Below are 22,930 nucleotides of genomic sequence, written 5' to 3'. Positions count from 1 at the left end.
ATCAATATGATCAATTTGACAATCGGAGAGAAAGTCTGGCAAGCCGTCGTTTATTTTATTCTTATTTTGCTAGCTCTACTTTGCTTACTACCCTTTCTATATGTAGTTGCTGTTTCAGTGACGCCAGAATCGGAAGTGTTAAGAAGAGGAATTGTTATTATACCAGAATCCTTTACCTTTCTAGCCTATAAAGAAGTATTCATTTCTCATGGTATCGGGCAGGCGTATAAAATTACATTGTTTCGAACGATAGTAGGCACTGCTCTCAATGTGTTCTTTACGGTAATAGCGGCATATCCGTTATCCAAAAAATATTTGCCGGGTCGAAGCCCGTTTTTACTATTCATTGTCTTTACCATGATGTTTGGGGGAGGATTAATTCCGACTTATTTACTAGTCCGTTCTCTGGGATTGCTAAACAGTCCGTGGGTATTGATTATTCCCAATCTCATTAGTGCATTTAATCTGGTGATCATTAAAGGCTTTTTCGAGCAATTGCCTGCTGAAATCGAGGAATCAGCGAGGGTAGACGGTGCAAGTGAGCTTCAGTCGTTATGGCGGATCATTTTACCCCTGTCCTTGCCCGTCCTTTCCACAATTTCCTTATTTTACGCAGTCGGGCATTGGAATAGTTATTTCGATGCTATTGTTTATATCAATGATTCCAACTTAATGCCGCTTCAAGTGATCTTGCGCAACATCCTGCTTAACGTCGCAACACAAAGTGCTGATTCGCTTGCCAATACCGGAGCTGTTAGTACGTTCGCTATACAAATGGCAGCAGTTGTCGTGACTACAGTTCCGATTTTGATCGTTTACCCATTTATGCAAAAGCATTTTACCAAAGGTGTACTCTTGGGATCGGTTAAAGGTTAAAAAGATATTCCAACCTGAGTTGTTACGGGGAAACCGTGATAATATAGAAGCAAAGGAGAGGTCATTATGCAACGTAAAGCGATTACATTTGCTATTCTGACAGCAATGGTCGGTGTGGGAACGGTATTGTCAGGATGTGGAGACAAAAAAGAGGTTACATCGTCAGCTACGGGTAATTCACAAGGCCAGTCTAGTCCCTTTGAAACCAAATTGAAAATTTCGATGTTTAACCAAGGCACTTTCAATGCTGCTGCTCCGATTCCTCCCCGTGAAGAAGATATCCAACGCCAAATGTTGGAGAAAGCAGTAAATATCGACTTGGAAATGATGATTCCTCAATCAGGTCAAGCAACGACTAAGTTAAATACGCTCATTGCTGGAGGAGATATTCCAGATTTGATTTTCTTAAAGAGCCGGGCTGATCTCGCGCAATATTATGACCAAGGCGTTCTTGCGGATTTGACACCGTATCTGGATCAATTTCCTGAATTACAGAAACGTTTTAGCAACGACTCCTGGGAGGCGATGTCCTATCAAGGAAAAACCATTGGGGTTCCAGGTTATGATAATGTAAATGGTATCAGTCGAAGCTTCTTCATTCGCAATGATTGGCTGAAAAAGCTGAATATGGAAGTTCCAACGACACCTGACGAGTTATTCGAAGTTATGAAAGCCTTTACAGAGAAAGACCCGGACGGTAATGGCAAAAACGATACTTACGGATTCATAGGCGGCATGAATAAAGAAGGCAATCTGCAAACCTACGGCTTCGATAGTTTGATGTGGATGTTTGGCGTCAATCCTCCATCAGCCATTGATGTGAAAGACAATGAACCGGTGTTCTTGTATACCGACCCAAAAATGAAAGAGGCGCTCGCTTATATCAATAATATGATGGAAGCCAAAGTTGTAGATCCAGACTGGGTGACAATGAATACTCCCGATTTGTTGGACCAAAAGTTATTTAAGGGTAAAGTTGGCTTCATGATAAGAGATGCACGCAGGCTGGAACCGGATTATCAGCAGAAAATGAAAGAAATCAGTGGAGAGGTGCCGGAATGGATCGTTATTCCTCCAATGATAGGTCCTTATGGTGATCAAATTGTAGAGAGAAAATCGTTCCAAGGCAATTCATGGGCCATATCCAAGAAAGCGGATAAGGACAAAATCATTCGGATCTTGTCCATGCTGAATTATCTCTTTACGGACAAAGATGCATATCCGAATTTTGCATACGGAATTAAAGGAATTCATTGGGATTTAGTGGACGGCAAGATCAAGAATAAAACCTCCGAATTATCAAAGGAAATGAAAGAAAAGTACCTATGGGTTGACCATTATAGAATGCCGCGTCGTGGTGATGATGCTGAGTACTTCAGCTTCCAGAATCCTAAGACGGCAGAAGCTTTTGAGAACAATCAGAAATACGTGGCGCCTACTTTGCCCGGGAATTTATTGACTGAAGACCCGAACGATACATTGGCAGCTGACCGCCAGCGTTTCATTAATGAAAGTTTGGTCAAATTTATGACCGGCAAAGATCCTCTTTCTAACTGGGAGAATTTCCTCAATACGTTGGATACCAAGTTTGACATGCAGAAATATAAGGACACAGTAATCAAGCAATTTAAAGAAGCGGGCTTAATCAAGTAAATCAAGTAGAAACGGCTTCGCCGTCCTTTTAAAGGACGGTACCGTTTCAGCGAGAAAGATAAGGAACATTTATGCGCGAAGCATATAAATGTTCCTTATCTTTTAAACAAAGAGAGAGGCTATAAATAGCCCCTCTCTTTATTGAAATATAAGAAAGTATAAGTTTTACTTTATACTTTATCCTCCTATTTTTCGAAGAAACGCTTATCGTCCTTAAAAAGGACGCCGAAGGCGTTTCTTCTTATCATATGCTATTATTTGTTTAATACAGATTTAAAAGGAAGATGATAGATGCGAAGAAGAATCAGCTTGCCTTTAAAATTATTTTTTATCGTATTTGCATTTGTATTAAGCTGCATAATCTTGATAAGTCAATTGTCTTACCACTATGTCCAAAAGGAAATAAGAAAAACTGACATTTATTACACCAACCAAATACTAGACAAGGTAGATCAGTATTTCACAGTTAATTTTTCCTCCTTTCAGACGATCCTGTTCTCGGTCGAAACATCGGTGAAAGCCAACATTGACAATACAGAAGTGATTAAAAAGCAATTAAGAGAGCTGTATGAACTCAACAGTAATTACGTCAGTAATATTTATTTGATCAAAAGCGATTTATCCATTCTAGGCGGGAGTACACCTACCCGAATATTCGATGAACCTTTAGCTGAAAGAGAACCTTTGTTTGATGCGGCTGACAAGAACAGAAGGACTACATTTGTCAGTGATCCTTACAAATCTAAATATTCCGGCTGGACAGTTACGATGGTTCGATATCTGAACAATGCTCCGTTTCCTATGGCCATTGCGGTAGATTTGGATCTAAATGCCATTGAAGAAACCTTGTTCAAGATTAATAAAAAAGAACAAATGGATTTGGCTCTAATCACCGCATCGGGAAAAATCATTGCCGGATTTTCGGAAAATAAAGGACCCATGAATATTCAAGATCATACTTTTTCAATCGGTGAAACGTCAGCGGAACAAATTCTGGATACTACAGAAACAAGCCTTCAACTACATTCCAAGGATGGTATTCCAGTCTCCCTTCTGAAAAAACCGACGGAGAAATTCAACTGGACCATCATCTCGATCAACGATGAATCACGCTTGAAAGCTGCTTTGTCCAGATTGGAAACCTATTATATCGGGCTTCTAGCTGCAGGTCTTCTCTTAAGTCTGTTCATTTCCTTTTTTATTGCCAAATATATAAGGACCCCTCTCTATGCGCTCAAAACAAAAATGAAGCGGGTGGAGCAAGGCCTCCTCACAACTACAATATCGATTAACCGAAACGATGAGTTTGGAGATCTCTCCCGAGCATTCGATCGTATGCTGCAGCAAATTGTGGAACTGATACGAGGAGCAGAGCTACATAATGAACTTGAGCGGAAACTGGAAATCCAAGTGCTTCAGTCTCAAATAAACCCTCATTTTCTGTATAACACGCTTGGTTCTATCAGCAATGTCATACGACTCGGACAAATAGAGAAAGTAGATGTGGTGATCGAGTCTCTCATTTCAATATTGGAATATGGGATAGCTGATGCTTCGGAGAAGGTTTCACTGCGTCAGGAATTGCAAAATGTATCGGACTATATCGCGATTCAGAACATCCGCTATAACAGGAACTTCCACTTGATTGAAAATATCGAAGCAGATTTAATAGATTTCCCAGTTTTTCGAATGCTGCTGCAGCCCCTTGTGGAGAATAGTATCTTCCATGGTTATAACGGAGGGGGGATCGAAGGCCCTATTACTATTCATGCGTACAGGGAGGGCGGCAACGTCATCATTGAAGTAGTGGATCAAGGCGAGGGAATTCCAACTGATAAAATTAAGCATATTTTGATTTCAGAACCGAGTGATGTGGAAGTGAAAAGGAAAAGAATCGGGTTAAATAATATTCATGACCGAATCAGACTCCACTACGGAGAACAGTTCGGGCTCCAAATCATAAGCATACCTAAGGATATAACCCGTGTTCAAGCCTTATTCCCAGCAGGCTCGTTTAAAGGAGATGCATGATGGTGAGAGACTACACCTGCTTCATTGTTGACGACGAAGATCTAATCATTCAGAGATTGGAATTGTTTTTTAACGAACTCTCCCATAGGGATAAGCGATTTCATTTAGTGGGAAAAGCGAATAATGGGCTGAAGGGGATAGAGGAGATAGAGAAGCTTAAGCCGGATATCGTGATATCTGATATCGTTATGCCGCGAATGGATGGAATTTCCATGATTGAGCAGCTAAAACCAAAGCTTCCCCATACCCAATACATTCTTTTGACTGCCTATTCATCCTTTGAATACGCTCAGAGAGCTATTCAAGCCAACGTATTGGAGTACATTGTTAAGGTTCCGCTCAGGGAAGCAGATTTAGATCGCGCTTTAGATAAGGCAGCCGGGATTTTAAATGAGGTTAAGAAAAAAGAAGCGGAATTTCAATCGTTAAACGTATCCGTACTTGAAAATAAATATAGAGTCCGCAAGCAATTTTTTAACGAGCTTATCAGAGGCGAAATTCCTTCTCATCGGGCATCGGATTTTGCCAATCGCATGCAATTCCATTTCTTTCAAGCCAACTATTGCTGCTTCATTGTTGAAATGAATCTGTATGAAAGTTTCCGAAACGATTATTCAGCGTCTGATCAAAACATCTTGAAATATGCGATTACGAATATAATTGAAGAAACTGTGGTGAACGGTGGCAGAGGTGTAGCTGCGGATCTATCCGATAATCGTTTTATTGGCTTTCTTTCCTGGGAAAATAATCGCAGCGATATGGACACGGAATATGCTTGCCATTCATTGGGCAGTCAGATCGTCTCCCATATACATCAATATTTGAATCAAAGGGTATCCGTCGCTTTTGGAGGTCCGCACCGAGGCTGGGAATCTATCAAACAAGCTTACATGGAAGCTAATATCGTGAGTGAGGATTTCTATTATCATGAAGAGAAAGTAGTCAAAACACCCATGCATCGGTTCCATTACCGTAATGAAAAAAAGGAGGACTTTCAGCTGAAACTGGCTGATTTTCTCACATGGGTACAAAGGAAAGTTTCCAAGGAAGAGCTGGAAAAAGAACTCTCTGCTTTAAACCAATTTGTGACGGATTATAAAATTCATAAGTCCATCATGGCACCTATGCTTCAAGGCTTGTACAGAGACATTACTGCGAAATTTAAATCGGGGAACTCGTTGACCACGGATGCATCAGAGTTTCCCATAAAATTCATGACATTTCGGGAGCAGCTTGCCTATATTGGCGACTTCACCTTCGAATATGTACACGCTGGCCAACTTTTACATCGTATAGAAATCATGAGTGCTATGCGGTTTATAGAGAAAAACCTGAAACAGAGATTAACGCTGGAGGCGATTGCTGAGGAAGTGAATTTAGCTCCATCGTATTTTAGCAGCTTATTCAAAAAAACAATGAACGAGGGCGTTATCAGCTACATCAACCGCAAAAAAATTCACTTAGCTCTCGAGCTGTTAAATGTTCAGGATTATTCTTTATTGGAATTGTGCGAGGAAGTAGGAATTGTGAATGAAGGTTATTTTTGCAAATTATTTAAAGAATATACGGGTGATACGCCTAAGCAATATCGGATAAAAATGACACGGTATGAATCCAAATAAGGTTGCAAAAAATGTATAAATTTCTCGCGAAATCATGTAAAAAAAAGGGCATCAAAAGGCTTACCATGATAGAAGGATCTAATCATGGAGGTTATCAAAATGGAGCTTATTAAAGCAGATGTAACCGTCGTAGGCGGAGGTATTGCTGGGATATGCGCTGCCATTGCTGCCGCACGCCAAGGGCTGAAGGTTTCACTTATTAATGATCGGCCGGTTCTTGGAGGAAATGCGAGCAGCGAGGTCCGGGTTCATATCAACGGGTCAGCATATCTCGGAAACAGTCCATCCTATTATGCACGCGAGGGCGGATTGGTGGAAGAACTCAAGTTGAAGATTTTTCACTATAATCCGTTATACAACAAGAAGCTTATGCTTTCGCTTTCGGATACGGTCTTGTTGGATATGGTTTATGCTGAGCCTAACATTTCTCTATTTCTGAATACATGCGTGCATGAAACGGGCATGGAGAACGGCAGAATTAAATGGGTGGAGGGCCTTCAATTGGCTTCCGAAAGAAAATTTCGTTTCGAAAGCCGAACCTACATTGATTGCTCCGGAGATGGAGTTGTCGGATTTCAAGCAGGTGCTCTCTTCCGCTGGGGGAGAGAAGCGAAGCATGAATACATGGAAGAATTGGCTCCTGAAGTGGCGGACCATTACACCATGGGCGATACGATCCTGTTTCAAGCCCGTGACGTAGAATATTCCGTTCCATTCAAAAGGCCTGGCTTTGCGTATGATATTACGAAGTTGGCTTTTTTCGATAGTATCAGAAAAGGCTTAAACCATCGGGCTTTACCAAGAAAAATCAATGGGCTTGGCGGATTGTGGTGGCTGGAATACGGTGGACATATGGATATTATCAAGAATAATGAAGACATCGCATTGGAACTGCGGAAATTGGTGTACGGGATTTGGGATTATATCAAAAATAGCGGCGAATTTGATGATGTAGACAATCTCATCTTGGATTATGTATGCCCGATTCCTGGAAAGCGGGAGTCGAGGCGGTTCATAGGGGACCACATGTTGTCTCAGAACGATCTTACAGCAAAGCCGCATTTCGAAGATGCTGTATCCGTCGGTGGATGGTATATGGATTTACATGCGAATAAGGGCATCTACGATGAGGGGCCAGCTACAGCATGGAATTTCGTGCCTGGATTGTACAATATCCCTTTCCGCAGTTTATATTCACGAAATATTCCTAATCTCATGTTCGCTGGTCGCAATATAAGTGCTACCCATGTGGCTTTCGGATCTACTAGGGTAATGGCAACCTGCGGTTGTATGGGGCAGGCGGTTGGAACGGCAGCTTCGTTATGCTTGAAATATGAGATAGACCCTGCGGCCATAGTCGAATCTCATATGGAGGAGCTGCAGGCGCTGCTGCTTCGAGATGGCCAAACGATTGTAGGGCTTCAAGAGGAATTGAATCTTTACTTCGCTGACGGATTAACTATTCGTGCCTCGTCTCAGCGCAGCTATGATAATCTTCATCCAACTGAAGAGATTCCCTTGGAGAAAGGGTTATGTTTGGTCTTGCCGATTCAGACATCCGTGGCTGAAAGTGTACGGATCAAAATTAAAAATAGGTCCGAGCATTCGGAAACTTTGCATGTAAAGCTGTTTGCCGGGGAACGGAAGGAAAACTACATTCCCACCAGCGAGTTGAAAGATTACCGCTTGGATATTGCAGCCGGTCATGACGACTGGATTACGCTAAATTTGGGCTGCAAGAAACCGGCTGACGACAAAATCTACATCGTATTGGAAGGTACGGCGAGCCTTGCCGTCTACGGCAATGAAGAAAAAATAACAGGAGCGGTCAGCTTCCATTATAGGCCGGAAGAGCCGTCCAGGCTGAAGAAATTCAATAAGAGCATTTGCTTCAAGGATCTGTTACCGTCCCAGAGTATGTATAATCCCGAGAATGTCGTCAACGGCTTCTCCAGACCTTATGGTCTACCGAACGGCTGGATTTCTGAACGTACGGAAGAACAGGAATGGTTGGAATTCTGTTTTGCAAGCCCCAAAAATGTAGACGAAATCCATCTTGTTTTCAATTCACAGTTGGATTTGGAGCATTTCAACGACCCGATCGAGTCCCTTATCCAAGATTATGATATGACCTTGACCTTAGAAGACGGAACCGAGAGGACAATCATAACTCGTGGGAATTATCTCACGTTGAATAAACATAAGGTGGATGCGAAACATGTAACCCGAATCCGGATTAATTTCTGCGCAACGTATGGTTCGCCTTATTTTGAAGTGTTTGCAGTAAAATTGTTTGCTCCTAAAATTGATAAATGAGGTCAGGTGAAGTAACGATGAAGGAATTATTCCCGCGTAATGGGCTCCCCAATATAATTCAGAAATTGGAAAATGGGGATACCGTAACAATCGTCTATTTCGGCGGCAGTAATACCCGTTCTGAAGGCTACAGGGTTATGACAGCGGATTGGCTTCGTGAGAAATACCCTAAGGCGGATATCCGCTCTGTGAATGCAGGCATTAATGGAACAGGATCGGATTTGGGCTGTGCACGTTTGCAGACAGATGTACTGCGTCATCGGCCTGATCTAGTATTTGTTGAATTTGTCGGTAACGATGGCGGAGATCCCGAATCCAAGGCGCGGATCGAAGGGATTGTCCGTCAGATCCGCAAGCGGAGCCGGTTTACCGATATCCTGTTCGTTTATACGCTGAAGGAGCGGGATGTGGCCTTATTTCAGTCTGGGGAATACCAGAAGGGGGCTCTAATGCAAGAGGAAGTGGCCGACTATTATGGTATTCCTTCGATTCATCTGGGCGTAGCGGTCAGTCACTTGGTGTCGGAGGGAAAACTCGTTTTTACCTCAAGGGAAGACGTGTCCATTTCTGGAGCCGTTGTTTTTACGCATGATTCGATCCATCCGACTATTCCCGAAGGACACCAGATTTACACGGATACGATCACCCGGTCATTTGAGGTAATTATCGAACTCAGAGGTCATCAGGGAAGGTTAGTACATCACTTACCTCAGAATCCGTTGGTTCCGGCTAATCCTTGGGAGTATGCGACCATGCTGTCACTGGATAGTCTTACTACTTTTTCCGCAGGATGGTCTTACATGACGCCCGATGATTTTGCTTTAGTGCGCGAGTACAATTGGTTGTTCCCCGGCCTATGGCGAGCAGTCGATCCTGGAGAGGCTATCACGGTGCAGTTCGAGGGCACCCATATCGGGTTATTCGATATCGGTGGGCCTGATTCTGGCAGATTGAAGGTGTCGGTGGATGGTGGGGAACCCTTTATTATCGATCGATTCACACTACACAACGATCATAATCGAAATCAGTATGTATTCTTGCCGGAGCTCCCGAATGGAAAACATACGGTTCGCTTTGAAATCGATACCGAGAAGACAGACAAAGCGGCCGTGTTTGAGGCATGCGGCAATGAACGAAGTAGAGAGCACGTTAGGCAGCATCCAGATTGGTATGATCAAACGGTGATTCAGCTTGGGAAGTTGTTATTAGTGCAGCCGCCATTATAATTAATCATTAGGCTTTGTACAATTGGTAGACCTACATCATAACTGACTGCAGTTGAGCGGACAGTTATGATGTAGGTCTCTTTTTTAAAGGACGACAAAGTCGTTTCTTCTTGCTTAAAATCTTATAAGAAATTCTTAAAATTAAAGAAATTTCACAGTTCTGTAACATGCTATGATAAAACCGACAGAGCGGGCTTAGTCAGAAGGATAAGGCTAATTGCTTCTATACGATCTTCGAACAAAGGAGGGCAACATTATTTTGAAAGCGTTATCAACACAAGGGAGGCTGTGAGTTGTATGATAAAAAGGAAGCTGTTTTTCTTAATCGTTTTCATCGTGACGATATTAGTTCCTTTCAGCCTAGTCGGAATAAGGACCGCATACGCGGAGCCCTTACCGTATAAGACGATTATCATCGATGACGGGAGCATCACGATCAATGATGTTGTGACACCTGATGTGGGTAACGAGAACAACGGATATTCAGCTCCGAATTGGACCACAAGTACAGGGGTGAAGGGATATGATAACTCCAGTTCTAAATATACGAGTACAGCAGGCAGAGCGATATCCTGGAATCCACGATTGGAAGCGGGAACGGCGAAAATTTCGTTATACAAACTTAATTGGGAAGATAAAGCAGATAGCAATGTAAAAATTGAAATCGTCCACAATGGAACGACCGATGTTCTCTATATGGATTTGCGGCCTTCATTTGGTGCTCCTGCGGGATGGGTTGATTTGGGAGAGTACTATTTTTCCGGAGTTGGTAAAGAATTCGTTAGATTAACTCGGTCTACCAGCACAACCAGCACGATAATTACGCGAGCTGATGCAGTCAAGTTCGAAGGGAATATTCAGCAAAAAGAGCCGCATAAGACGATCATCATTGATGATGGAAGCATCACGATTGATGATGTCGTCACCACTGATGTAGATAACGCAAATAACGGGTTCTCCGCTCCTTATTGGACTACAAGTACGGGAGTGAAGGGATATAATAATTCCAGTTCCAAATTTACCGATGCAGTAGGAAGAAGCATCACATGGAATCCGCGATTGGAAGCAGGAACGGCGAAAATTTCATTCAACAAACTTGATTGGGCGGATAAAGCAGACAGTAATGTTAAAATTGAAATTGTTCACAATGGGGTTACGGATGTCATGTTCATGGATCTGAGGCCCTCGTCGGGCCCATCGGCCGGATGGGTTGATTTGGGGTCCTATTATTTCAGTGGTGATGATAGCGAATTTGTCAGACTGACTCGAACGCAACCTACGACCGGAAAGATCGTTACGCGGGCCGATGCGGTCAAGTTTGAAGGGAATATCCGGCAGCAAGCTCCGCCGTTGCCTCCGCTGCGCAGCCGTACATTGGCGAATCTCAGTTACACGGAAAAAGGCAGCATCGAGAATGCCAGCTACAAAGTAACCTTCTATGAAGCAGCTTGGGATGGTGGCAAATCCATCGTTCGTGATATGTTCTACAAGGACACGGATACGGGGAACTGGGTGCCTGTCAATAATGTGGCGGAAAGACTTGAAGAGCAATGGGTCTTAATGGATGGAAATGCGGGGAGTCTAACCAATTACTACGATACGATGAACAAACGCTGGATTACATTCGACGAGATTGATTTCCCTGACAGCCACACGGCGATATTAACCGATTCTTCACATGGAAGCGATTACGATTTACAAGTGAACTGGTCCATGTCAGGGGACAAACCTGATGTTTCCTTCGCTTTTACACCCCGCCGGGATGGCAATTACGTGATCGGCTATCAGTCTTTCACAACAGAGCAGATCTCTGGCGTCAATGAAGTATTAAATGGTTTCAGGTCACACGCCAAAATGGTAGGTTCGGTGGAATCAACAAGCTTAAGGGAGCTAAGCGCTCCAATGAGTCTGGTTGAAAAGAATGACGGTTCGGGCAATCCATTGACGTATGGGGTATTTGTACCTTCGGATGAGCTTCCGGTTGAATTTGAACCGACGGGAGGTGTTACGAAACAAAGGCTTGGCATGAGCCTTGTCAACAACGAAGGCAGCGTGCAGCCAATCTTGTATGCTCCTCAATTAGGGACTTATTCGCAAATGGCCGCAGAAAGCACTTATAAATTTCATATGGGACTAATCGCTCAAAAAAGCAATTTGTATGAGTCCTACGCGGATATTCTTCGCAATGAGTACAGTTATTCCGCATACCGGGAAAATGTATCAGATCAGTCGCTTACTGACGCGATGTTCAATATGATCGATTTACTTAAGATAGAGCCGCAAGGGGATGACTCTGTTGATTATGTCCCGTCACCCAGCGGATGGTGGAGCCGTGCCAAGGGCTTTATTGACATCGAAAACGAGGATAGTGTTCGAACAAGCTCGAATGCGGTTCTTTTGGGGGCTTACTATTTGACTGGGGATGACCAGCTTTACGATACAAGAGCATTGCCGTCCGTCCAGTATGGCTTATCGCGAAATGGTATAGGTTGGTCGCCGACGCAGAAGCCAGTATACGGTGTGCCGTCGTTATGGAAAATGGCAACCTTGCCGTTTGATTTTTCAAGCGTAGCCGCTGTCAATCAGATGCTGGGGACTACGGCAGGAATTGGAGCGCTGGCACAGGAAGAGTACCTCGTGCGTGATCCTGACCAGAAAGACCGGGGTCCTGTCATTCAGCCCCTGATGATGTATCGTATGACGGGAGATGCGCAGTATTTACAGGCTGCCAAGGCTGCAGCCGACAGCTATATCATGCAGCATATTGATAAGCCTGCATCCGTAAATGTGAGTAAAAATGAGTTCATTTATTATTATAGCAAGCTGTGGATGGAGATCTTGGAGCTTTACGAGGAAACTCAGGAACCCAAATACTTGAATGCTGCTTATAAAGAAGCCAAACGGTATGCAACGATGTTCGTTGCTCGTCCGGTTCCAGAAGGTGCCGTTACGATTCCGCAGCCTGAGACGTATAATTACGCGGAGTCGTTCCATTGGCCGGAAAGTGGTAAATATCAATATCCTCGGATCAAGCTCCCAGAAGATGTAGCCGGAGGCGTACAAGCGGATAGTTGGCTTGTCTCTCCCAATGGATTGACGTTTGAAGCGGGAAGTACAACTGGTTATTATCGGATGAATGCTCAGGAAGCTCCATTCATGCTGAGATTGTCGCTCTATACAGGTGATAAACTACTACAGGATATTGCTCATAATGCGGTTATTGGTCGATATTCGAGCTATCCAGGTTATTACTATAAGGGCTTCGCCGTTAGTCAACTTGAACCGGAGTTTCCTCTAGAAGGCCCAAGCGGGGCTACATCCATCTATTATCACCATATACCGGGACAACTCGGGCAAACGATGGATTATTTGATCAGCGAGCAATCGTTGAAATCGAATGGAAGTATTACATTTCCTTCTGTATTTGAAACTAATTTTTTATGGTTCAAATATCACCTCTATGGAAATAAACCAGGGAATTTTTACGGTAATTCCGACGTTTGGCTCTGGATGCCTAAGGGGATAATTCAGACCAACAATCCTCAATTGAACTGGATAACGGGAGAGAGCGGGAATAAATTCTACATCGGGTTAAGCAACGAATCCTCAGCTGAAGTCCAGACTCCGATCGAATTGAATGCGCAAATCATTGGGTTCAACCCGGCACAAGATTATACCGTAACCATCATCCGCGACAATGGCACACCAGAGCAAGCGGTTATGAGTGGCGGAATCATTCAAGCCACGGTTTCAAGCAAGGGAATAACCGCTATCATTGTGGAAGGACTCAACATTGAAGTGCCGCTGCACCAGGTCAGAACTACTGATACATCGGATGCAAGCTATTTCTTCGATATCCACAGTCCAATAGATGCGGTTAAAGGCATGCTGATCGTCAAGCCCGACGAAACGGCCTACGATGCTTATGTGCAGGCAAAAACGACGAAACCAGCGACGATCCATTATTCCTTGGATGGCGGGGCTACGTATACAACCATTCCAGATAAGATCTATCCGATGGAATGGTCGATACGGGTAAACGATTTATCCCAAACCTTCACTTATTATGTGGAATCGGACGGGAAACAGACTCGCAAGCGGACACTCTATCTGCCTGATCAGGTAACCGAAACTCCAGTTCAACCGGATTGGCAGGAGGGTTCATCTATCATTGTGGATAATACGGAGGCAGAGACAGAAGGCGTCTGGATACGGGATACAACGGCTAACGACTATTATTATGATAACTATGTGTATGCCAAATCGACTGCCGGCACAGCGACAAGCAGAATTGTTTGGCGACCTGATCTGCCGGAAAGTGTTACTTACAGTGTGTACTATAAGCTTCCGCAAATAACCGCTGCCAGTGAAAATTGGGCAACGAATGCCTCATTTACCGTTTATTATAGCGGAGGCTCCGAGACGGTTACCGTAGATGAGACAGCGGCCAATGGGACTTGGGTGTACCTGGGTGCTTATCCTTTTGCAGCAGGCGATAGTGGGTACGTGGAATTAACCAATAAGGCCAATAAGTCACGGGTAGTCGCCGATGCGATGATGTGGGTGGACCCGAACAAGATACCGCAATTGGAGTCTGCGGTGATCCTGTCGGATCGGAACGAACTGCAGATGACTCAAACCGCACAACTAAGCGTAACCGGCTATTTGGATAATGGTCTGATTGGTGATCTATCACAGGCAAATGTGCAGTATTTCGTTGATCGAACCGATCTGGCTGAAGTGGACAGTAGCGGTTTGTTGACCCTTCTAAGTCTCGACGGGGAAAAGGATCACATTGAGGTATGGGCCACTGTAACGATTGACGGGGTGACCTTAACAACACCGCCTTTGACAATTGCGATCAGGGAATTAACGGTTATTGTCGACAGCACGAATACGACTGGGTTGTACACGACAGAAGGGTCTTGGAGCCAAAGCAATTTAGCCGGATACAAAATTGGTGTGAAGTCCCGTTACTCTACCGTTCAAGGATCCTCAGCGACGTGGAAAGGCCAGTTTCCAGAGGGGAAATATACGGTCTCCATCTACAAGCTCGTCCATACGACGGCAAATGACAATTATGTCAAAGTGGAAGTGAAGCATCAGTCGGTTACCGAGGTCACGTATATCGATGCAACCGTTGGCTCGTCGGGTTGGGTTAATCTAGGAACGTTCGACTTTACTGGAGACGGTAGCGAGTATGTTCGTTTAACAAGGGTTACTCCGACAACGGTAGATCCGCCAACTCTACCTGCCGATATGATTTATACCAGGGCTGATGCAGTCAAGTTCGAACGCCATTCCAGTAGTCTGCCGTTGCTTGCAAATGGGGTGCCAGGTAAACCGACACTATCGAATAATAGCGGTGTTGCGACAGGCTTACATGATGGCAATTATGAGGTTACGATGAATATGTGGTGGGGAAACAATGGCACACTGTATAAGCTGTACGAGAATGGCCAATTTATCCAAACGAAGTCACTCGCCGATGTTTCGCCAGCTGCTCAGACTTCCATTATGCCTATTCAAGGAAAGCCGAATGGAACCTATGTGTATACATGTGAGTTATCGAATTTGTATGGAACGACTTCATGTGATCCACACACCGTCACCGTGACTGATGCGATGCCCGGCAAACCTGTTTTGTCTAGTGACAACTGGGATCAAGATGGGGACTATAACATTACTGCTAATATGTGGTGGGGCACGAACGCAACACAGTATCGATTATATGAAAATGGCGAACTTATTGAAACGCAATCTTTATCTTCACAAACACCAAGTGCTCAATCGGCCACTACACAAATTTCAGGGAAATCGCCTGGCATCTATCAATATCGCTGTGAGTTTATGAATGGAAGTGGAACAACGGAAAGTGATACTATACAGATTATTGTAAAATAAACCTATGAGCTGAGTGGATGAGAACGATCCATTCGGCTTTTTTATTTCTTGGAATTTAGTATTGAACTATGCAAAATGCTAATCTTTCAAGGCTCTCAACTGAGTGATATTTACACGAACAGGTAGTAGTGCTTCAGAAATCCTAGCTAAGGAATTGAAACAAGCAGGATTGCACCCGGATGAGGGAGAAGGCGTCGGATATTAGATGGAGAACGGACCAACTCCAGTGTTGTCTACTGAAGGCGGTCCGTTTTATTTATGGTCATGAGAAGTAGAGGTGAACATTATGGCGCTCGAGATCAAGTCCCAAGGGCAGGATAGTTGAAAGAGAAACAACCTAACAAGATCCGAGTGTCGAGCGGCAACAACATATACCGATTAATTTCCGCGTAAATCGCGGTTTTTTTATTCAATCGAAAAGAGCCAAGATTATGCTCCGATTGTCGTTCTTATATTAACTGATGTTACCACTGCATTGTATTCATTATCCCCATATACCCTAAATTGCTTGTGCAAGAGAATTCCTCCGTCGGATCTAAGCCTAGACGCGAGGCAGGCTACGATACTGTGAAGGGGGCATCCCCCGTTTGTTCCGGAATATACGACTCAAATAGAAGCCGTTCTCATATCCGCACAGCTGCGCAATTTTGTCGATACTAAACTCTGTTTCTAGCAGCAATTTGCTAGCCCTGTCCAGCCGTAGCCGAGTCATATATTCAGAGGGGGTCATTCCGTAAGCCGCACGAAAACGTCTCGTCAACTGCACCGGGGTAAGCTGTAGCGAGAGCGCTAAGCTCTTCATATCGACCGGACCGAAAATATTGGCGGTGATGAAGTGGGCCGCCTTCCGCATCTCCTCATCAGCAATCACCACTGTTAACCCTATTTCCTTCGGCACGTTCCTCTCCAGCTCGTACAAACGCCACATATCGCTTACGAGGTGTTGTTTTCGCTCTATTGCGGCCTTATCCTGTTCCAACGCAATTAGTCGCAAGTAGCGGTAGTCGGAGCAAAGGCGTTCGATGTCCGCGATCATCAGATTGCCAGTCAACGAGCGCTGCTCTTCAAGCGAAGGCTCCGTGTTCCATGTGAAATGAATAAAGTGAAAGGTCAAAGGCTCAAGTGTCTTCCTATGAAACCAGGTGTTTGGAGGACAGACCACCAAGCTGCCGAACCCTGCTTCGCCTTCTTGATCTTCAATGCGGTAAGTGAATCGGCCTTCTTCCACAGCCAATATTGTCCAATAGGAATAAATATCCCGGTCGAGAGCAAACGACTCTTTCTTGTCCCAATAAAAGTGAGTCACTAGCCGGATCGCAAAGTCACTTCGCATTTTATCGCCACCAATGTTATGAAATAAAGTATATGCCTTATCGTAACATGGTGTATGGAAATTGAAAAGTTGATAGCATACGATGAAATCATGGATATTAGTTCTTTAAAAGGAGATGTTCAATCATGAGACAGGAAGTTATCATATCAGATATTACAGTTGTCGGCGGCGGCTTGGCGGGAGTAAGTGCAGCTGTTGCTGCAGCCCGTTTGGGAAGGTCCGTATCACTTATTCAGAATCGTCCTGTGCTAGGCGGAAATTCAAGCAGCGAGGTACGTGTATGGGTGTGCGGAGCTACCGCTCACGGAACGAATCGGTATGCGCGAGAAACCGGCATAATGGGTGAGCTTTTTCTTGAAAACCAGTACTGCAATATCGACGGGAATCCTTATATTTGGGATATGGTTCTCCTTGAAACGGTTCGCGCAGAGCCCAATATCCGCTTGTTTTTGAATACCGATGTTCATGAGGTGGAAGCTGACGGCGATACAGACAATAGGGTCATCCGTTCAGTTACCGGTTGGATGATGGGGTCAGAGCAGCGTATTCGTTTTGAAAGTGGCATGTTTCTAGACTGCTCGGGCGACGGACTGGTTGGATTTCTGGCCGGGGCCAAGCATCGTATCGGCCGAGAAGCGAGGGAAGAGTACAACGAGGATTGGGCACCGCCCGTTGCGGATGACATTACACTGGGAAGTACAATGTTCTTCTATACGAAGGATGCAGGCCATCAGGTCAAGTTTATACCGCCAAGTTTTGCGAAGGATATCACGAAGACGACCATTCCGATGACGCGCGTCATCCGCAGTGGCGATAATGGATGCGCTTATTGGTGGATCGAGTGGGGCGGTGAAATGGATACGGTTCTCGACAACGAACGTATCCGTGACGAGTTATGGGCGGTGATCTATGGCTTATGGGACTATATTAAAAATTCCGGCAACTTCAATGCCGACAACATGACGCTGGAGTGGGTGGGCTCGATTCCAGGCAAGCGGGAGTACCGTCGTTTCATTGGTGATTATATGCTCAACCAGAACGATATCGTTGCTCAGCGCGAGTTTGAAGACGGTGTGGCCTTCGGTGGTTGGTCTATCGATTTGCACCCGCCACAAGGGATGTATTCGACTGAAAGTGGCTCCAAGCATTTGCATGCAGACGGAGTCTATCATATTCCGTTCCGTTCCCTGTATTCTGTCAACGTGAACAATTTGATCATGGCCGGCCGCAACATCAGCGCATCGCACGTGGCTTTCGGGACGACCCGTGTCATGGCTACTTGTGCCGTCATCGGCGAGGCTGCCGGCACTGGGGCTGCATTATGCGCTGAGAAAGGGGTCGTCCCACGTGAGCTATACCAGACTCATCTACGTGAACTTCAGCAAACACTGCTTCACCAAGGTGCGTCCATCATCGGTCTACGCAATGATGATGTGACCGATTTGGCACGGAGCGCGAAATTAAAAGCTTCCAGTACATTGACGCAACTAGTTGTGGAGAAGCCGATCGAAACCTATCCACTTGCTTCCGACACCGGCCTGCTTCTGCCGGTCGACCCGGAGCTGAACGGAATCGCTCTATTCGTCGATGCCGCAGAGAACACGACATTGGAGCTGGAGCTATGGGACACCGGTCGCGGTGAAAACTATGTCCCGCATACGAAACAACTGGCGACATTGACTCCGGTAACAAAAGGCACAGGACAACATGTGATCGTGAACCTCCATTGGAAGCCGACCACCCCACAAAACGCATTCCTCGTGGTCAAAGCCAACGAACGGCTTGCCTTACATCTGTCTGATGAGTCTCAATTTGGAGTGCTTTCATTTGCGAAAGGGCCACGCCCCGTGGTTTCTCCGGATCTCGGAGATCATCAACCAAGTCAGCCGGTCGTGCAGTGGAATATGCGTCCATTTAACCGCAAACCGATCTGCTTCCGCCTCCTCTCGCCAACGCAAGCATACGCAGCGGAAAAGGTAATCGACGGATATCACCGACCGTTTGCTGGGCCGCATCTGTGGTCGTCAGACTCGCTTCGGAAAGACTCTCCGGAGTGGTTGGAGCTCAATTGGCCAGCACCGGTCAGCATTCGCACGGTGCATATCACATTTAACGACGATGTGAACGAGGATCTGATCAATCTTCATCATCACCGCACAACGTTCGAAGTGATTCCCGAACTGGTCAAGGATTACCTTGTGCAGGTTGATGTGGATGGCGAATGGATTACCGTTGCCGAAGGCAAAAACAACCGTAAACGAAGAGTTGTCCATTCATTAGATCAGCTGGTTTCCTCTGATCGTCTCCGCGTTGTGGTAGAAGCGACGAACGGTTGCCCGAGAGCCGAGATCTTCGAGATTCGCGTATACGAATAGCAGACAACAAAGACCTGTCTGCAGTTCTGCAACTCCCAAGAATCGTTATATGAATCAACAAGTTTTATATCTTCTGGATTCGTTTTAAGATGATATAATCGAATGAATAAAGAAAGATTCATCACAAGATCAATGAATGAGCCTGACTTAAGTATCGGAACTGGCTCTGCAAGGCTAGTATTGTTAACCATACTCCATAAACCAATACCCACGATTGACTGTGGAAAAAAACCTCTTGAAACAGAGGTTTTTTTTGCCTATTCGAGAAATCTGGAAACTCTTCAGACGATAAGAACATTCAACTACATTTTTGGGAGTGGATCCTACACGATGTTCAACTGGCGCTATTTGCTTCCGAACAAATTGAAGTACAGGCTAATCATGGCTTATATCACCCTTCTAATGATTCCTTTGTGCATAGCTATTTTTTATCTGTTCCAGCATTTTGAATCGATTCGTCAGAAGGATATGATGGATCGGATGTCCGAGCACATGCAGCAGGTTCATGTGTCCTTGACAGATATGATGGCATTCGCCTATAAGGCGAATATTATGCTGAGCCAGGACGAGAGCCTGATCCAAATTATGCACGATCCGGACAATTACGATCCCCTTGAGCGAAAGAAAGTCATCGAGAGTAAGATGTTTGGCATCAACAACAGTTTCTTCTTCCATCAAACAGAACTGTATTTTAGATTCATCGACCTGAAGGGCAATGTATACACCTCCTATGCACCTGCCGGCCGGTTGACTAACGAGCTCAAAACCTTACAAGATTGGCAGGATAAGCTACATAGCGGGACACATTCATACCGATGGGTGGCTGATGATTGGAATGACGTAATAGGCAGTAAAGGAAGCAAGGTTTTAAGCCTGTACATAGTCCTGGATGACCCACTGCGTGGAAACTTCGGACTGGCTCGCATCAGCATCAATATTCAGGAATGGTTCCTGAGCACATTAAAGGATAGTCCGGCTAACCAGGATTTGACCATCTTTACGGGACAAGGAGAGACTGTTCTCCAAAGTAAGAAAACAACCTTCAGTATGGATATGTTACATAGAATTACGTCGCTACAGGCAAAGGAAGGACACTATGAGGATAAACGTTCTTCATCCCTAGTCAATTACAGCTATCTTGAAGATCTGGATTGGTATGTGGTCAGTCAAATGCCGTTAAGCGAACTGCAGCAGGAAATCCGGCAATTAAGGTTTATCGCATTCCTCTTTTTGACGATTCTGGTCATCGTCTACGTACTAGTAACCATCATCCTATCTGCTCGTATGACGAAGCCGTTGGTTGTCTTAGAGCGGAGCATGGAGGAGGCATTGGACAAGAAGTTGAATGTCAAAATCAGTATCGGAAAGGGGGCAACTGACGAGGTGCGTTCCCTTGGTGACAGCTTTAACCACATGATAGATGATGTCATCGCACTCATTAACAAGCTTAAGCTGGAGGAGCGGCAGAAGCAGGCGGTACGTTTTCAAATGCTGCTCTCCCAAATGAACCCGCATTTTCTGTTGAACACCTTGAATACGGTCAAATGGATCGCCAGAAAAGAAAAGCAGGAAGCGATCGCTGGCATCTGCACTTCTTTGGGGCTAATCCTGGAGGCCAGCCTGAACTCGGAAATTGAGCTGATTCCCCTTAAAGAAGAAATGAAGCTGCTGCGTTCCTACGAATCCATTCAGTCCTTTCGCTTCAGGGATCATTTCATCGTCCGCTATGAATTGGATGGGCCGGTTCAACATGCTCTCGTTCCCAAGCTTAGTCTTCAGCCTCTGGTGGAGAACGCTATCGTCCATGGCTTTGACATGACGGACGGGTGTGGCACGATTTGGGTGAGGGTGAGAGCAGAGGGTAGAGAACTTATCCTGGAGGTGGAGGATAATGGTATCGGCATGGAAGCGGCCGCACTAAAACCGGGAAGACGAAGCGGTCATGGCATCGGACTGAGTAATCTGAGAGAAAGGCTACAATTGCTTTTTAAGCGGGAAGGTTCCATGGAGATTATTTCAGGCGCGGAAGGGACCCTTGTCCGGCTCCGGCTGCCTTTACTGATAGCAACACCTTATTCACAGGAAGGAGGCGATGGGCATGTGGGCGATTTTACTAGTGGAAGATGAGGCATTTGTCCGGGAGACCCTACGAGATACGGTGGAATGGGAACGGCACGGATTTTACGTTGTGGGTGAGGCTGGTAACGGTAAGGAAGCTCTTACGGCTATTCTGGAGCTTAAGCCTGACGTCGTGATCGCGGATATTGTTATGCCGGGGATGGACGGGATTGAACTGTTGAAGGAGACACGGAAAGCGGGAATCCGCAGCCGGTTTATTATGCTGACGGCTATGAGCGATTTTGAATATGCCCGGGATGCCCTTCAATACGGGGCCTTCAACTATCTCTTGAAACTTTCCTTGAATGATGAAGTTTTGCTCGAGAATCTGGCGCGGATTAAGGGAGAACTGCTTGAGGAGCTTAGCGTAGCTAGTGAGGCACTTTATCCTTATTTTCACCGTATTTGGTCGGGTATCCGGGGAACGGTCGCAGCGGCCGATCAAGATCAGACCGGAACAATTGCGGTAACGGAGAAATTCCACGGCTTAGAACTTGAAATTTATACCATACTGAGTGGAGCTGTACCCGCTGCTGCGGAAAAGATGAATATTCAGACAGAGGAATATCTGTTGGTTCAACCCTTCCATGAAGGAGGACTGACAACTTTCTTTTGCTGGGGCTTTGGAAAGAAGGCAACGTGTGCGAACAGACACAAACATATCCTTTCGATTGGAATGGCTTCCGGCAGCAGTCTGAGCCAGTTGTCCCAGGATTGGCGCTCAGCACTGAATCAGTTGAACAGATATTGGTACGGCTCAATGGGAGGTCAGGTGAAGGAGCGGCATGAACTGCCGCCGATCGCAGAGCTGGAAGCAGAGCTGATCCGGCGTTTCGAAGTACGCGACGAACGCCAATGCACCGAAGTGACAGCTTTAATGTGGAAGAGCATGGAAGCCTCTTCGTTCTCCCATGTAGAAGTGAAAATACTGGCTGCCCATCTTGTTCATATGCTAGCCATGCTAGCAGGACGAAAATCGGAGTACCGGCAGGAACTTGACTCAGCCATCAGCCATGCGTCGCTGCTTGTTCATGTACAGCAAGTCATACATAAGCTAATCCAGCAAATGAAGGAAGAACATGTAAGTTTTACAGATCATCCTGAGGTGAATCGGGTGATTCAATATATGCTGGAGCATTTCAAAGAAAATATTAAGATTGCGGATTTAGCCAAGCTGGTATCCATTAACGTCGACTATCTAAGCACCGTTTTTGGTAAAAAAACCGGACTGACACCGATCGCCTATTTGCAAAACATCCGGATCGAGCAGGCGAAGCGTCTTCTGCTGCATTCCAAACTGAATGTGGAGGAGATCGCTTTTCAGACAGGCTTTGCCGATGATGCATACTTCATTAAGGTGTTCAAGCGCATGGTTGGACAAACGCCTAGCTCCTTCAGGCGTGAGAATAATACCTAAGTTTTGTACTATTCATCTGTAAGTTTCAACCCTAATGAGGCAAGGGATTGATTGGTATA

Annotated in this window: 11 protein-coding genes; 10 read left to right on the top strand and 1 reads right to left on the bottom strand. The window is 45.3% G+C overall.

The window, feature by feature from the left end:
• Positions 1–6: 6 nt before the first annotated feature.
• The 7 genes from MKX35_RS18665 to MKX35_RS18635 all read left to right on the top strand — a co-directional run bounded on the left by MKX35_RS18665 (position 7) and on the right by MKX35_RS18635 (position 15,628).
• The gene (locus tag MKX35_RS18665) at positions 7–876 is read left to right on the top strand and encodes a carbohydrate ABC transporter permease (RefSeq protein ID WP_042188438.1); all 870 of its coding nucleotides are present in this window, start codon (positions 7–9) and stop codon (positions 874–876) included.
• Positions 877–942: 66 nt separating this feature from the next.
• Positions 943–2,529 carry an extracellular solute-binding protein gene (locus MKX35_RS18660; protein ID WP_076299840.1) on the top strand — a complete coding sequence of 529 codons (1,587 nt, stop codon included), beginning with the start codon at positions 943–945 and terminating at the stop codon, positions 2,527–2,529.
• A gap of 291 nt (positions 2,530–2,820) precedes the next feature.
• The gene (locus tag MKX35_RS18655; RefSeq protein WP_076299841.1) at positions 2,821–4,560 is read left to right on the top strand and encodes a sensor histidine kinase; all 1,740 of its coding nucleotides are present in this window, start codon (positions 2,821–2,823) and stop codon (positions 4,558–4,560) included.
• Positions 4,557–6,182, top strand: coding sequence for a response regulator transcription factor (locus MKX35_RS18650; RefSeq protein ID WP_256716326.1), 1,626 nt, complete (start codon positions 4,557–4,559; stop codon positions 6,180–6,182). Before MKX35_RS18655 ends, MKX35_RS18650 begins: the two co-directional genes overlap by 4 nt.
• A 99-nt stretch (positions 6,183–6,281) precedes the next feature.
• A complete protein-coding gene (locus MKX35_RS18645; protein WP_081382925.1) occupies positions 6,282–8,498 on the top strand; it encodes an FAD-dependent oxidoreductase in 2,217 nt (738 codons plus the stop codon).
• 17 nt (positions 8,499–8,515) lie between these two features.
• A complete protein-coding gene (locus tag MKX35_RS18640) occupies positions 8,516–9,724 on the top strand; it encodes an SGNH/GDSL hydrolase family protein (protein WP_076299844.1) in 1,209 nt (402 codons plus the stop codon).
• A 297-nt stretch (positions 9,725–10,021) separates the two neighbouring features.
• On the top strand, positions 10,022–15,628 hold the full coding sequence (locus tag MKX35_RS18635; RefSeq protein WP_076299845.1) for a golvesin C-terminal-like domain-containing protein: 5,607 nt from the start codon (positions 10,022–10,024) through the stop codon (positions 15,626–15,628).
• A gap of 541 nt (positions 15,629–16,169) precedes the next feature.
• Here the strand turns inward: MKX35_RS18635 and MKX35_RS18630 are convergent.
• Complete coding sequence (locus MKX35_RS18630; protein WP_076283679.1) at positions 16,170–16,961, bottom strand: helix-turn-helix domain-containing protein; 792 nt, start codon at positions 16,959–16,961, stop codon at positions 16,170–16,172.
• A gap of 125 nt (positions 16,962–17,086) precedes the next feature.
• Here MKX35_RS18630 and MKX35_RS18625 point away from each other — a divergent pair, with 125 nt between their 5' ends.
• The 3 genes from MKX35_RS18625 (at position 17,087) to MKX35_RS18615 (ending at position 22,871) form a co-directional block, all read left to right on the top strand.
• The gene (locus tag MKX35_RS18625; RefSeq protein WP_076299846.1) at positions 17,087–19,336 is read left to right on the top strand and encodes an FAD-dependent oxidoreductase; all 2,250 of its coding nucleotides are present in this window, start codon (positions 17,087–17,089) and stop codon (positions 19,334–19,336) included.
• Positions 19,337–19,438: 102 nt separating this feature from the next.
• A complete protein-coding gene (locus MKX35_RS18620; RefSeq protein ID WP_081382926.1) occupies positions 19,439–21,463 on the top strand; it encodes a histidine kinase in 2,025 nt (674 codons plus the stop codon).
• Positions 21,435–22,871 carry a response regulator gene (locus MKX35_RS18615; RefSeq protein WP_076299848.1) on the top strand — a complete coding sequence of 479 codons (1,437 nt, stop codon included), beginning with the start codon at positions 21,435–21,437 and terminating at the stop codon, positions 22,869–22,871. Before MKX35_RS18620 ends, MKX35_RS18615 begins: the two co-directional genes overlap by 29 nt.
• Positions 22,872–22,930: the final 59 nt, after the last annotated feature.

This window comes from Paenibacillus sp. FSL R5-0923 (genome assembly GCF_038009145.1).
In the GTDB taxonomy this organism is placed as follows: Bacteria; Bacillota; Bacilli; order Paenibacillales; family Paenibacillaceae; genus Paenibacillus_AQ.
Note: the sequence above shows the minus strand (reverse complement) of the source record. Positions and strands in the feature narration are given on the sequence as shown.